This is a genomic window from Bacillus pretiosus (assembly GCF_051294775.1).
Classification (GTDB): Bacteria; Bacillota; Bacilli; order Bacillales; family Bacillaceae_G; genus Bacillus_A; species Bacillus_A wiedmannii.
Map to the genome: position 1 here is coordinate 34413 of NZ_JBPPHF010000009.1, position 13393 is coordinate 47805.

Sequence of the window (13393 nt, forward strand, 5' to 3'; positions counted from 1 at the left end):
CCTATTCCTTTTAAAGGATTTCCTTCTCCTTTTCCCGAATGTATTAAGCGGGATTTTTACACATATTTTAAAGGGGCATATATACAAATGGATACACAACAACTATACTTTTTAAACGATATTGGCAAACAAAAACCAGAAAGCATTCGGAATAGAAGCGCTGCATGTCCTTTTTGTGACAGAGAAAATTTAACGGATATTTTAGCAACTGAGGGCTCAATTATTTGGCTAAAAAACAAATTCCCTACATTAAAAGATACATTTCAAACGGTGCTAATCGAAACCGATAATTGTAAAGACCACATTGCGACATATACAGAAGAACATATGAGATCGCTAATTCGTTTCTCCATTAAACATTGGTTAGACTTACAGAAGAATGAAGAATTCACATCTGTGATTTTATACAAAAATCACGGTCCATTCTCAGGCGGGAGTTTGCATCATGCACACATGCAGATTATCGGAATGAAATATGTAGACTATCTCGGTAACGTAGAACAGGACAACTTCCGAGGAGTAATTGTACAAAAAAACGAACGCATTGAACTCAATATTTCAGATCGTCCTATTATCGGTTTTACTGAATTTAATATCATCATTGAAGATATTGGATGCATAGATGAACTAGCAAATTATATTCAGCAAACTGTACGTTACATACTGACAGATTTCCATAAAGGATGTAGTAGTTATAACTTATTCTTCTATTACTTCAACGGAAAAATCATTTGTAAAGTTGTTCCTAGGTTTGTCGTTTCGCCGTTGTATGTAGGATATAAAATACCGCAAGTTTCTACAAAACTAGAAGACGTGAAAATACAACTAGCAGCGTATTTCACAAAACAAGACGACGAATTTACTCATAAAAAAACAGAGTAGGTATAAAAAACCTACTCTTTTATTACGCCTTTATTTCGATAGTACACATCCTCTAACCCGACGTTATACTTCATATTATTATCCGTCCACTCTGGACCCAAATTACCTGGCCATCCAGATGTATTTGCTACATATTTTAATAATGCAAAATCAGTCAAACCTTTTTGCACCCCGCGCTTATATCCTTTCATTAAATGCGGCATTGCAATTTGCGCATTTGTGCGCGGATCTTTCAACTCTTCATCAGTTAAATGATCTGGTGCAAGCCCACCGCCACGGTGCAATTGAAATAGTCCGAATGAAGTTCCGTTATCTCCAATACTTCTTGGATTTAACCGGCTTTCATGTTCAGCAATTGTAAGAGGTATCCATTCTGGAAGATTGACTTTCTTTGCTTCCTCTATAATAATTTGTTTCATTTGTTTTGCTTCTTCTGAGTCAACATAGCTTGTCTCATTCACTAACTTGTCCATTCCTTCAGACTTTCCTTGGAAATATAAGTACACCCCAAGAACAACTAAAAATCCTACAAAGAATTTCTTCACTACCACTACCTCTTTCTCCGCTGAAATTTGTCCCCTTTCAGCCTTCCTCCCTTTACAATTACCCACATTCTATCATTCTCTTACCCTTTTATCATAGCAAATAACTATATATATTATCATCATGCTTTAGACCGATTTTGTGAAAAAACAGCTGGTAAATACGTGCAAAAATGTAACTTTCATAGACTACAACGTATTTTTTGTATATAATTGTAATTTGAACTCTACATATAGAATAGGAGCAGACCAAATGAAAAAGTGCATCATACTCTTGTTCAGCATTTTACTACTTATCCCTATCCACACCTCTGCACAAACATCATCAAAACCAAAAGTACTTGTTTTATACAGTACACAAGACGATAAAATTACAAATAATATTCAAATCCTTAATACCCAATTAGGACATTTTACAAACGATATAACTACGAAAAGTTTAAAAAAGGCTAATGAAATTACTAATTCATCTTCTTATACACATATTGTTTATATCGGTGAACAAAAAGAAGAGTTTCCTATTGAAACAAAGCAACTTCTAGAAAATTTCTCAGGCCCAATATTAGTTTTAGGACAAAATGTTGAACAATTATCTCATCGCTTTTCTTTCATTAACCTAAAGGCTGATGATATACGAGTTAATAAAATCGAATATCCAAGCCATAAGCTTAAAAATACTTTAGAAGAGGAACGATTGATTCAATCTTTTGATACAAATGGAACTGTTCTTGCTAACGCTGTAACTTCAAATAGCAAGAACCCACTAATCGTTCAGCATGAAACATCTTATTACGTCGCAACGCCACACCTCTTTGATTGGATGTCTCATTACGTTGGTGAAATGTTATTTTCTTACTTTGGACAAAAGCCAACGACAAATAAAGTAGAGGCTTATTTGCGTCTTGAGGACGTTCATCCGGCCGCAGATATAAATCAATTAAAAGAAATTGCTGAATTACTAAAAGAGAAAAAGATTCCTTACATGATTACTGTTATTCCTGTATATAAAGATCCTGATACAGGTAAAACACTGCATTTAAAAGATAAACCCGAACTAGTCGATCTTTTACGCTCTATGCAAGATGATGGTGCAGCAATTATTATGCATGGTTATACGCACCAATTTTATGATAGTGAAACTGGAGAAGGTTTTGAATTTTGGGACGTAAAAACAGACCAACCAATTCGTCAACCGAAGCATGAAGAACCAAAAACAACAGATGACTTTCCTAATATCGAAGCATATAATGCATACGTAAAAAAAGGGGAAGAATTTGAAGAAAAATATACAACTGAGCATATTGAAAAAGGCATTCAAGAACTTGTAGATGCCAAACTATATCCTGTCGCATTTGAAGCACCTCATTACACGATGTCTCAAAAAGGATATGAAATATTATCAAGGTACTTTTCAACTTATGTAGGACAACTACAGTTAAGTGATACAACTTGGAAATCCATGCACTCACCATTCTATACAAGTACCCCATCATTTTTACAGGGGATGAAATTAATGCCTGAAACAGTTGGTTTTATTGAAGAAGATAAGCCACATGCTATTGCTAAAATGAAAGAAAATGCTGTATCTGTTGCTAAATTATCCGATGGAGTTATTGGTGCATTCTATCATCCTTACTTAGGTGTGAAACCATTAAAAGAAGTACTAAAGGATCTAGAAAGCATCCCAAATATAGAATGGATTGATTTACAAAAAGAAACAAATGAAGTGAAAATGAAAGATATTCATATCACTACTAATAAAGACGGCATTCACGTTGAAAAACCAACGAGCGCAAGCGATGTAATGGATTATATAAAACAATACGGATTCTTCCTTATACTTGGTTTCTTCATCATTGTCTTTCTATTGTTATTAAGACGTGGGAAAAAATTAGAATCTTAATAAAAAACCACCAAGCATTTTGCTTGGTGGTTTTTTTAACTTAAACTAAAACGTGGCATATTATTAATAACCCATTGATTATTTTCATAAATAAATTCCACTTCTTCTTTTTCCGTTACATTATCATAGTCATTATACGTTTCTACCTGCGCTTTTATTTTTCCATCCTTTAACTCGGCAGAAATAATTTTTGTAAATTTAGTTGCTGCTTTTGATCCTGGATCTCCAATAGCATAGTGCATTTTCCCATTTAACTCTTTCAAATACTTACTCTTCATATACTCCGCTATAAATGGTTTTGAGAAGTACGTAGATAGCGTAGTCTCTAAAGTATCCTTCGTATTATAAATAGGATTCACTAATTCCCCGTATGAAAAATCCCCTACTCGTTTTGGATTTCCTGTTAGTGCAGCCATTTGAACATTAGTAAGTTCCTTCTGTGCATTCCATACTTTCTGTAGCATAACATCATCTGCTAATTTCTTACCTTTTTCTTCATTTGATTTCTTTGTATCTAAATTTAAAATAGTTCCATTATCCGTATAGAGATACATATCTCCTGCTACAAAATATAAATAGGATTTAGTTGGTTCAATGGCTTTATTATAAATTACTTTTTCATTTCCACCATTCATTTTCTTCTTATATACTCCATCCTTTTTTACATAATAAAAAGTATCCCCTTTCACATTCATCAGCAAAGCATCCTTTACCAATAACTTTTCGTTATTTTGTTGAATGTCTATTTCATATATGCCATGCTCAGCTTCATTTGTTTCAAAAGGTAACGAAAAGTCGACAACAGCATATAATTTTTCATTATTATAAGTAGCACTAGATATTGTTGCATAATTTTGTTTTGACCAAGTTTTATTATCTTTTGTCACTTGTGTTCCACGATTTTTATTCCAATGTAGAATACTATCGTCTATCGTTTGAGACCAACCTGAGTTTTTAAATGCCGCTTCTTCTTCCTGTCCCGTTTTCAAATCCATTTTTACTATTCCTACAATATCAAAACCACCATGCTCAGAATATTTTTTTGGATAAAATAAAGTTTGATCTTTTATATAAACATAATTTGTATCCACTTTTAACGTGTCTAACTTTTTGCTAGATATGTCATACTTCATTAAAGAAGATAATCCAGCATTCTTACCTTCATCCGTATGAATAAAATATAAAGCTTTGTTTTTTATATTTATGTAAGAAGCATTTACACCTTCCACTACACGTTCCGAAGTTTGGAATTGATCGTTCGTACGATAAATGCCTCCTGTATTTTTATCACCATTTACTGCATAGTAAACCCATCCATCACCCTCTGCCATCTTCCCTTTATTAGAACTGTTTCCAACCGTATTCCCATTTTTCTCATTTTCTTTCATCTGTTTTTCAACTACTGGATCAATTTGTTCTTCCTTCTTTTCCTGTGTTGTGTTTGGATTTATAACCTTTTTTTCTGCCTCACACCCAAACGCTACAAGTGAAAGTACACCGCTCATCATTGTAATAGCTATTTTTTTATTTACTTTCCCCATTTTCTTCCCAACTTCCTTCATCAAATTAAACACATCATAAATTATAGAAAATATTAGAAAAAATATCCATAATAAAAAGGATAAGAGTAACTCTCCTATCCTTTCAAATAAAGTGAAACTTTAATCAGTGGGGGTCTTACTGCCCGTTAATGCGGGGTAAAATTGAATCGTATTTTCATATATCGTTTTCGCAACCTTATTAACAGATACATTTTTTATAACACTAATTTCCTTTAATACCTCTCGAATCATTCTCGGATGCGTCATAACATCCTCGTGAAATTCCCACGGTCCATCTGTTTCTACCATCATATATTCAAGTGGATAATACGAAACAATTTTTCTAATTTTGTCCTTATGTAAAACATCTGGTGTGATAGAAATATAATAACCGTTCCTCATCATCCGTTTCATTGTTGTTTCACTTCCTTTAAACCAATGAAAGTGTGCACGTGAAACTTTATATTTCTCTAGTAAATCACATACAATATCAGCATCTTCATACACTGCATGCAATATAATGGGTAAATCATATTTACTAGCTAGTTCAACAAATCGTTGTAACACCGATATATATGATTTGATAGTAATACGCTCATCTTCTTTTCTTAAATAATACGGTAAGCCTACTTCACCAATCGCAACTATGTCTTCTACATGCTCTTCAATTAATTTATAAATTTGCTCACATTCTTCTTTATGAATCGGTTGCTCCGGATGAAAACCTATTGCTGGATGTACAAAAGGATATCGCTTTGCTAAAGATAAAGTTTCTTTACATGATTGATAATTCATAGATACCGCGATAAGCCCCTGTATCTCTTTACTATGTTCCACATCTTTAAGTAATCTACTTTTTTCTTCATCCTTATATTGGTCAACATGTATATGACTATCAATCCATTTCATCTTTATTCCCCCATAAAAAAAACAAGAAAGGATCTCCCTTCTTGTTTTATCATCTATATTATTTAACAATTAAGTTTGTTATGATATCAAATAATCCAATACATACTACGGCAACAGTAAAGTAGCTACAGAAATCTTTAATTGGAAACTTCACTACTTCTTCTTTACGCATCCCAGTTTTCTCCCTTCTTACTATATCCCTAATTATTTTATCTATTTGTATCTATTATGCAAAAAATATGACAAATTTACTATCGAATTAACTTACGTAAACCTTACAATGTTGTAAGGTTTATAAAGTGAAACTTTAATCAGTGGGGGTTCTTCATCCCCCACTGATTATTAGTTGAACCAATCGGACTTTTATGGGCAGTTGATCCCCCACCTAACATCTTTGCTTTCGCTGAATTTTGAGGTGGGGGGCTTACTGCCCATTAAAGCAGGATAAAAAGAGCCTCATCTAAATACAGATGAGGGCTATTAAAAAGTAGTTGGTTTTTCATTCTTCATTAATATTACAAACAGAAAGTAATACAGTGAGACTTTCTAATTACACTATATGAAATTCACTATCTTTTAACCATCGAATTACATTACAGAAGACTTACATGTTTGTAAGCTATGTGTAATGTAATTCGATAGTTTCTCTTACCTATATCTCGTACAATAAAGTTAGAAAGCAAGCCAAATAAGAAGAACACTCACATAACCAAATTACATTGCTAGTAGCTACTCTTCTTATACCTTTCACTCATGCTACTACAATGTACCCCCTTCCCCTTTATATAACAAAAAGAGCCTTAGTCCATATTGACTAAGGCTCTTTCATGAACCCTAAAATACCCCTACCTAGTATTTTTATTTTCGACAAAAAATAGGTGGGGGTATAATCTGCTATCTCATCGTTAAAAGTTTACTCTTCGCATTAATAGGAATATTTACAGCTTCAATTTCTTCAATTGCCTCTCCGTAGCGTCCTTTTGCATACACCTTTAACGCTTCATCTCTCTTTAACATATGCTTAACAGTCTTCTTTATTTTTTGTTCTCTTCCACGTTCGTCAAATGCAATAAATTCATATTCATACCACTCATCACCAATATGCTGACCAATTGTATTCACGACCGTATAGTATTCTTTCGTCTTATAAAGTGGATTATATTTATCGATAACCGGTCCAAGTTTCGTAGGCAGTAACATTACTACTATCACTATCATCGCTATTATAGTAGTGATCATTTTTTTCTTCATAATCAATCTTCCTCCTCTGCAGGATATATATACATCCATTTTAAAAAGAAGGAATAAAATCTACTATTGAATCTCATTACATTACACTTACATTATTGTAAGAATTAAAAAAGGTGAACGAATTTACTCGTTCACCTTTTAGCTCGCTTTAAAGCCACCGCCAAGTACATCGCGTACATCATGAATAACAACGAAAGCATCTTCATCTACTCGACTAATAACCTGCTTTAACTTAACAAGCTCTTGTTTATTTATAACAACATATAACACTTCTTTATTTTTACCAGTATATCCGCCGCGTCCTTCTAATACAGTGACACCGCGTGTCATGTTTTTCGTAATAGTTTCACGGATTAAATCCGGTTGATTTGAAATGATTGTAACAGCTGTTTTTGTATCCATTCCTTCTACAATGAAATCAATCACTTTCGCTCCGATGAATACTGCAACAAGTGTGTACATTGCTTTTTCTTGCCCTATTATAAATACAGAACCAGCAATTACCACAATATCAATAATAAGTACGCCTTTACCAACGCTCCACCCTAAATATTGATTGGCTAACCGAGCTAAAATTGCCGATCCTCCTGATGTACCTCCAGCTTTGAACATACAGCCTAATCCGACACCGACAAATAAGCCAGCGAATAGAGCTGCTAATAACGTATCACTATTTACATGATACTCAATATGTTCCGTAACATATAAAAACAAGGATGTTTCTACAATCCCTAAAATTGTATAAACCATCGTTTTCTTATCAAAAAATTTATAACCAATAGCTAGTAAAATTGCATTTATAGCAAAGTTTACAATCCCCGGTGACCAATCAAATAAATAGTACGTAACAACCGTTAAACCAATAATTCCCCCCTCTGATAAACGGTTTGGAATTGCAAAGTAATTAATACCAATTGCGAATAATAATGAACCAATTGTAATTAGTGTTATTTCCTTTATACGTTGATTAACCATAGTTCATACCTCCCCCCATTTGACATTGTATCACTATCTCCTAGAGGTTTAGAAGTTGTTTTTATTGCGCATTTTTACTCTTACAGATCGGGATATTATGTTTAAACAAAGGGGTGATTAATTATTCATATTCGCTCTAACTGTACGGACAAATCGCTCCACATTCCCCTTCTGAATATACTTAGCTCGAATGGTTTCATGATTACAAGTACATTCGAAATGCGGACGAAAATCTATGCTATCTATATGCAAATATGAATAATCTTTAAATGTTGCAGGATAGTATGGAAATTTCCCATAAAAGAGAAGACGTCTAGTAGTAGCAGCAAAAATCCCTTGTTGATACGATAGCGTAAAATTATCCTTCTCAAATATCCCTACGACAAAAGCCAAAATCTTTTCATCATCCTCTATATGCTTTTTCATACTCAATAAAAGTTCATTCATGCATATCCCTCCAAATACTATTCTTGAAAAGAATCCATGGATTATTACAGACCGGTGTAACTCCTTTATAAAGTATGAAACGCGTTTCCTGTCAAAGATATTTCAAAAAAATAATCCGTTATGCAATTTACACATAACGGAGTAAAACTAAACAGTAGAGCGTTCCACAAGTTCGTATGGAATTTCCACCTTTTCTTGTTTAGAACTCTCACCACTTATTTGCCTATAAAACATTTCAAAAGCCTTTTTACCTATCTCCTTTAAATTTTGATCAATGGTTGTAAGTTGTAACACTTGCGAAATAGGTTGATTATCAAATCCAATAATCGCTAAATCCTCAGGAACTTGAATACCTAATTTTTCAGCTTCTGTCATAACCCCAATCGCAACTTCATCTCCTGCTACTATTAATGCTTCGGGAAGATGCTGCATCCCCTTTAATTTATGAGCCACTTTCACACCATCTTCTAATGTAAAACATTCTGTGAAAATCCATTCTTCATTCACTTCTTCATCTATAGATTGCAATTGCTGTTTATAAACATCAAAACGTTTTTGACTACTCGGACCTAATTTCCTCCCCGTACAATAACCAATTTTTTTATAACTTTTCTCAATCAAATAATCCATTCCTAATTGAAAAGCTGCCGAATGATTCGTATATACACTTGAGATATTTGAAATATCATTATCTTCACAAGCAACGATTGTCCCATAGGAAGCATACGGCTCTATCGTTTCCCAATCATTCGCACGAGAACAAATAATAAGGCCATCCAATTGTTTTGTTTTTAACATATGTAAACTTTTCATTTCTTCTTTTTTATTATAATTCGTTTGGCAAAGTAGCACTCTGTAATTATGAGCTAACGCCACCTCCATCATCCCGCCCACCATCGCATCAAAACATGGATGATTAATATACGGTAAAATCACACCAACAATATTCGTTTTCCCTTTTGATAAATGAACGGCATTTGCGTTTTGTGAGTAATTCAACTTCTCAACTATCTCCATAACCGCTTTCCTTTTTTCTTCACTTACATATGGGTGATCATTCAACACTCTCGAAACAGTTGTAACTGAAACTCCCGCCATCTTTGCAATATCTTTAATATTGGCCATACACTCACCTCTATTTTTAACTTAATGAATTCCACGAACATATGTCAAACTTTCTCATCATTACACCTTCATTCGTTTTTCTTACAAAAGTGTAATTTTCCTGTAAGCTAATTCGATAGTTACTCTCCTCAATATTTCATACAATTAAGTCAGAAACAGGACAACAACTATTCGAAAGGGAGCGGATTCATATGATGAACAAAACGAAATCAAACAATTTTTTAAATACAATGGGCATGGTATTTTCCGCTCTAATCGATGCTAAAGCTGTTGCTTCTACATTAAACAAGTAAGGAGAATGTATGATGAATAACATCACTTTTAACAAATTAGATTTTTTAGGACTAGCTAGTGGCTCTCTTCTTCTTACTGCTTTTATATACGCCGCTACGCTTGTATAACTTTTGTGTCCCTTTTCCCCTTTATTATAAATAGTAATAGAAAAGACGACCGTCTATGCCCGGTCGTCTTTTCTTACTTTTGATTTGATTGCAAAGTTTCCTTTAGCTCATCAAACTTCTCATTTAATTGATCTGTCATCATTTTCATAGCTGTTTTTCGATCTATTTGTTCTTCCGCATCAATTTGAATTGGGTCGCCAAAAATTAATTGTGCCTTTTTCCCTTTTATTAATTCTTTTACACTTGATGGACCAACATAAGCTGCCGGTACTAACGGGACATTAGAACGCAATGCAATCGTAACAGCCCCAGCTTTTAATGAAACGTCTTCTGTTGATCGTGTCCCACTCGGAAAAATCCCTACTACTTTCCCTTCTTTTAATAGGCGTGACGGAATTTTGAGTGTACTCGGTCCTGGATTCGCACGATCTACAGGGAATGCATTCACATTTTTAAAGAACCAATTTTTGAACTTCCCTTCAAATAACTCTTTTTTTGCCATGTAATGAATTTGGGTCGGGTACATCCCTGTAGCTAACATTAATACATCCATAAAACTTGTATGTGTACACGCAACAACATATGGGCCGCCTTCTGGTAACTTTTCTCTTCCTTGCACTTCTACTTTCCCAGCTGTTTTAAATATATATTTTAACAAAAATGTAATTGGTTTATACATTTGTTTCGTTCCTTTCTGAACATCCGAATTATAGTCATTCTCTTACAATGATTATAACACTAAGTTTTAGGAGTTGGTAATAAAAATAAGTATTAATTGTTAAATTTCAATTCTTACAAAAGTGTAATTTTCTTGTAAGCTAATTCGATAGTTACTTCCCCAAATATTTCATACAATTAAGTCAGAAAGAAACAACAACTATTCGAAAAGGAGCGGATTCATATGATGAACAAAATGAAATCAAACAATTTCTTAAACACAATGGGCATGGTATTTTCCGCTCTAATCGACGCAAAAGCTGTTGCTTCTACATTAAACAAGTAAGGAGAATTCATGATGAATAACATCACTTTTAACAAATTAGATTTTTTAGGATTAGCTAGCAGCTCTCTTCTTCTTACTGCTTTTATTTACGCTGCTACGCTTGTATAACTTTGTGTCCCCTTTCCCCTTTATATAGAAAAAGACGACCGTCTATGCCCGGTCGTCTTTTTACATTTTTCTTTCTTTTAACTCTTTTAAAAGCTGTATCATTTCAGCTTGTTGTTTTATCTTTTTACGACCATTTCGGTTAATTGCTGCAAGCTCGCAGGCAACTCCGACGGCGAAGAAAAACAATAAACTTTCTAACATGTGAAATCCTCCAATTGCCTATTAAACAGCTTGACGTAATTGCTCTTCTTGTAAACTTCGCTTGTTTATATTTTCTTCTTTTCTCTGACAAACGTTATTGCGAATAAGTGCTGCAATAACAAGTAAAGTCCCTATAATATCAAACATTGTTATTCGATATCCTTGCATCATCATAATAACTAAAGTCGTGATTGGTACAAAATTAATAAATAAAATCCCATTAATGGACGATAAAATTTTCACACCATAGTTCCAAGCAAGTAACGCTACGATACCTGGTAATGTCATCATAAACAATAAATCATATTTCACGATAGAAATCGTTCCCATATTCGGAACCGATACGTATCCAAACGATGTAATGATTACAGTTATAATCCCTGTGACAGTCGTACCGAATACACACGTCAACGTAGAATAACGTAATGTTGACCAATCGCTACACGTTTGACCACCCATCGTATAAATAACCCAACCTACAACCCCAACAAATATAAAGGCCAGCGAAAACATGTTATCTTTCAATGTTAAAAAGAAACTCATATCACCTTTCGTAATAACGAATACAGCCCCTACAAAAGCGATAATCATGCTCGTTATCATATACTTTTTCGGTTTTACATGCTTATATCCCCATAGAATACAAATAGAAATCATCGGCATCAGTGCTTCCATAATGGAGGCTACCATCACACCTGATTTTCCCATTAACATTTGACCTAAAAATATAAGTACATTATATACAGTAAACGCCATCGTTCCGAAAAAGACGAGTAACTTTCCTCTTCCCTCTAAACGAAATGCCTGTTTTCCTTCTTTCATTAACAACAATACAATCAGTACGATCGCCACCGCTCCATAGCGAATGAGCGAAAAATAAAATGGATCTATGTATTCTAGCGCATGATCAGCAACCGGAAACATTGCCCCCCACGACATACTTGCAATTAAACATGCTAAAGCCCCTATTATCATTTGACCTTTTTTCACCACAATCCCCCACTTCTTTCTATTTGCACAAAGAGAATTGTAAAAGAAAAAATATATCACGTAAAATGATTCAAAATGATGTTAACTATCATTTATAATGATAGTTAACATCAAGGAGGATCACATTATGGAATTAAGAGATTTACAAATCTTCCAGAACGTTGCCGACAAAGGTAGTGTAAGCGGCGCAGCAAAGGAATTAAATTACGTACAATCAAATGTAACTGCACGTATTAAACAACTAGAGAACGAACTAAAAACACCGCTCTTTTATCGTCATAAACGAGGCATGACTTTAACAGCTGAAGGAAGAAAAATGCTCGTTTATGTTAATAAAATTTTGCAAGATGTTGACGAGCTAAAACAAGTATTTTTAGATAGTGAAACTCCCTCTGGCATATTAAAAATCGGTACAGTCGAAACAGTAAGTACATTACCTACCATTTTATCTTCTTACTATAAACGCTATCCGAATGTCGATTTATCATTACAAGCGGGTCTAACAGAAGCATTGATTAGAGAAGTACTTGATCATCAATTAGATGGTGCCTTTATATCAGGGCCTATTAAACACCCACTAATTGAACAATACGATGTTAGTACAGAAAAATTAATGCTTGTAACACAAAATAAAGCTTTTCATATAGAAGAATTTACAACAACGCCCCTACTCGTTTTTAACCAAGGATGTGGATACCGTTCCAAACTAGAACGATGGCTTAAAGATGAAGGTTTGCTCCCAAAAAGAATTATGGAATTTAATATATTAGAAACGATATTAAACAGTGTTGCACTCGGCCTTGGAATTACACTCGTACCACAGTCTGCTGTCCACCATCTTTCTAAAGCTGGTAAAGTACATTGTCATGCAATCCCTGAAAAATATGGTAGTATTTCAACGGTTTTCATACGCCGTAAAGATAGTTATATGACGAATTCAATGCGTAGCTTTTTAAAAACAATTGAAGAGCATCATCATATCAATATGCTTTAAAAGACATTCTTACATGAATGTCTTTTTTTCTTACAAAAATGTAAGTCTCCCGTAAGCTAATTCGATAGTTGCAGGCGATCATATTTCCTATAATTAAGACATAAAGCAGGGCAACAACAAT

Annotated in this window: 15 protein-coding genes; 5 read left to right on the forward strand and 10 right to left on the reverse strand. The window is 33.9% G+C overall.

Annotated features, from left to right (window positions below):
* The first annotated feature begins 87 nt into the window (after window positions 1-87).
* The gene (locus tag ACSG5Z_RS27610) at window positions 88-882 is read left to right on the forward strand and encodes a DUF4931 domain-containing protein (protein ID WP_435712632.1); all 795 of its coding nucleotides are present in this window, start codon (window positions 88-90) and stop codon (window positions 880-882) included.
* Window positions 883-893: 11 nt separating this feature from the next.
* On the opposite strand, the gene ACSG5Z_RS27615 is transcribed toward ACSG5Z_RS27610, so the two are convergent.
* A complete protein-coding gene (locus ACSG5Z_RS27615) occupies window positions 894-1427 on the reverse strand; it encodes a transglycosylase SLT domain-containing protein (RefSeq protein WP_137012874.1) in 534 nt (177 codons plus the stop codon).
* A gap of 250 nt (window positions 1428-1677) precedes the next feature.
* Here ACSG5Z_RS27615 and ACSG5Z_RS27620 point away from each other — a divergent pair, with 250 nt between their 5' ends.
* On the forward strand, window positions 1678-3327 hold the full coding sequence (locus ACSG5Z_RS27620; protein ID WP_435712633.1) for a DUF2334 domain-containing protein: 1650 nt from the start codon (window positions 1678-1680) through the stop codon (window positions 3325-3327).
* A 35-nt stretch (window positions 3328-3362) separates the two neighbouring features.
* On the opposite strand, the gene ACSG5Z_RS27625 is transcribed toward ACSG5Z_RS27620, so the two are convergent.
* The 6 genes from ACSG5Z_RS27625 to ACSG5Z_RS27650 form a co-directional block, all read right to left on the reverse strand.
* Window positions 3363-4868, reverse strand: coding sequence for a DL-endopeptidase inhibitor IseA family protein (locus ACSG5Z_RS27625; protein ID WP_435712648.1), 1506 nt, complete (start codon window positions 4866-4868; stop codon window positions 3363-3365).
* A gap of 120 nt (window positions 4869-4988) precedes the next feature.
* A complete protein-coding gene (locus tag ACSG5Z_RS27630) occupies window positions 4989-5777 on the reverse strand; it encodes a TatD family hydrolase (RefSeq protein ID WP_137012878.1) in 789 nt (262 codons plus the stop codon).
* Window positions 5778-6671: 894 nt separating this feature from the next.
* Window positions 6672-7028 carry a YxeA family protein gene (locus tag ACSG5Z_RS27635; RefSeq protein ID WP_048563001.1) on the reverse strand — a complete coding sequence of 119 codons (357 nt, stop codon included), beginning with the start codon at window positions 7026-7028 and terminating at the stop codon, window positions 6672-6674.
* A gap of 138 nt (window positions 7029-7166) precedes the next feature.
* Window positions 7167-8003, reverse strand: coding sequence for a YitT family protein (locus tag ACSG5Z_RS27640; RefSeq protein ID WP_000248044.1), 837 nt, complete (start codon window positions 8001-8003; stop codon window positions 7167-7169).
* 117 nt (window positions 8004-8120) lie between these two features.
* Complete coding sequence (locus tag ACSG5Z_RS27645; protein ID WP_060486406.1) at window positions 8121-8450, reverse strand: PH domain-containing protein; 330 nt, start codon at window positions 8448-8450, stop codon at window positions 8121-8123.
* 147 nt (window positions 8451-8597) lie between these two features.
* Window positions 8598-9575 carry a LacI family DNA-binding transcriptional regulator gene (locus ACSG5Z_RS27650; protein ID WP_087984956.1) on the reverse strand — a complete coding sequence of 326 codons (978 nt, stop codon included), beginning with the start codon at window positions 9573-9575 and terminating at the stop codon, window positions 8598-8600.
* Window positions 9576-9880: 305 nt separating this feature from the next.
* Here ACSG5Z_RS27650 and ACSG5Z_RS27655 point away from each other — a divergent pair, with 305 nt between their 5' ends.
* Entirely contained in the window at window positions 9881-9976 is a 96-nt protein-coding gene (locus ACSG5Z_RS27655) for a DUF3948 family protein (RefSeq protein ID WP_001060007.1), read from the forward strand.
* A gap of 73 nt (window positions 9977-10049) precedes the next feature.
* Here ACSG5Z_RS27655 and ACSG5Z_RS27660 read toward each other — a convergent pair whose 3' ends face one another.
* Window positions 10050-10655, reverse strand: coding sequence for a lysophospholipid acyltransferase family protein (locus tag ACSG5Z_RS27660; protein ID WP_000277788.1), 606 nt, complete (start codon window positions 10653-10655; stop codon window positions 10050-10052).
* Between the two features lie 336 nt (window positions 10656-10991).
* Here ACSG5Z_RS27660 and ACSG5Z_RS27665 point away from each other — a divergent pair, with 336 nt between their 5' ends.
* Window positions 10992-11087: a DUF3948 family protein gene (locus ACSG5Z_RS27665; protein ID WP_001060011.1), complete on the forward strand. Its 96-nt coding sequence runs from the start codon at window positions 10992-10994 to the stop codon at window positions 11085-11087.
* Between the two features lie 60 nt (window positions 11088-11147).
* Here the strand turns inward: ACSG5Z_RS27665 and ACSG5Z_RS27670 are convergent, their stop codons facing one another.
* Window positions 11148-11288, reverse strand: coding sequence for a YrzO family protein (locus ACSG5Z_RS27670; protein WP_000894068.1), 141 nt, complete (start codon window positions 11286-11288; stop codon window positions 11148-11150).
* Between the two features lie 21 nt (window positions 11289-11309).
* Window positions 11310-12278 (reverse strand): DMT family transporter, encoded by a 969-nt coding sequence (locus ACSG5Z_RS27675; protein ID WP_142954002.1) that lies wholly within the window; start codon window positions 12276-12278, stop codon window positions 11310-11312.
* A 127-nt stretch (window positions 12279-12405) separates the two neighbouring features.
* Between ACSG5Z_RS27675 and ACSG5Z_RS27680 the strand changes: the two genes are divergently transcribed.
* Complete coding sequence (locus ACSG5Z_RS27680; RefSeq protein ID WP_048542928.1) at window positions 12406-13272, forward strand: LysR family transcriptional regulator; 867 nt, start codon at window positions 12406-12408, stop codon at window positions 13270-13272.
* Window positions 13273-13393 lie beyond the last annotated feature (121 nt).

What these genes read in the sequence shown, in the direction of transcription:
- ACSG5Z_RS27610 (WP_435712632.1), top strand. Translation starts at nt 88, where the DNA reads ATGGATACACAACAACTATACTTTTTAAACGATATTGGCAAACAAAAA.
- ACSG5Z_RS27620 (WP_435712633.1), top strand. Translation starts at nt 1,678, where the DNA reads ATGAAAAAGTGCATCATACTCTTGTTCAGCATTTTACTACTTATCCCT.
- ACSG5Z_RS27625 (WP_435712648.1), bottom strand. Translation starts at nt 4,868, where the DNA reads ATGGGGAAAGTAAATAAAAAAATAGCTATTACAATGATGAGCGGTGTA.
- ACSG5Z_RS27630 (WP_137012878.1), bottom strand. Translation starts at nt 5,777, where the DNA reads ATGAAATGGATTGATAGTCATATACATGTTGACCAATATAAGGATGAA.
- ACSG5Z_RS27635 (WP_048563001.1), bottom strand. Translation starts at nt 7,028, where the DNA reads ATGAAGAAAAAAATGATCACTACTATAATAGCGATGATAGTGATAGTA.
- ACSG5Z_RS27640 (WP_000248044.1), bottom strand. Translation starts at nt 8,003, where the DNA reads ATGGTTAATCAACGTATAAAGGAAATAACACTAATTACAATTGGTTCA.
- ACSG5Z_RS27645 (WP_060486406.1), bottom strand. Translation starts at nt 8,450, where the DNA reads ATGAATGAACTTTTATTGAGTATGAAAAAGCATATAGAGGATGATGAA.
- ACSG5Z_RS27650 (WP_087984956.1), bottom strand. Translation starts at nt 9,575, where the DNA reads ATGGCCAATATTAAAGATATTGCAAAGATGGCGGGAGTTTCAGTTACA.
- ACSG5Z_RS27655 (WP_001060007.1), top strand. Translation starts at nt 9,881, where the DNA reads ATGAATAACATCACTTTTAACAAATTAGATTTTTTAGGACTAGCTAGT.
- ACSG5Z_RS27660 (WP_000277788.1), bottom strand. Translation starts at nt 10,655, where the DNA reads ATGTATAAACCAATTACATTTTTGTTAAAATATATATTTAAAACAGCT.
- ACSG5Z_RS27665 (WP_001060011.1), top strand. Translation starts at nt 10,992, where the DNA reads ATGAATAACATCACTTTTAACAAATTAGATTTTTTAGGATTAGCTAGC.
- ACSG5Z_RS27670 (WP_000894068.1), bottom strand. Translation starts at nt 11,288, where the DNA reads ATGTTAGAAAGTTTATTGTTTTTCTTCGCCGTCGGAGTTGCCTGCGAG.
- ACSG5Z_RS27680 (WP_048542928.1), top strand. Translation starts at nt 12,406, where the DNA reads ATGGAATTAAGAGATTTACAAATCTTCCAGAACGTTGCCGACAAAGGT.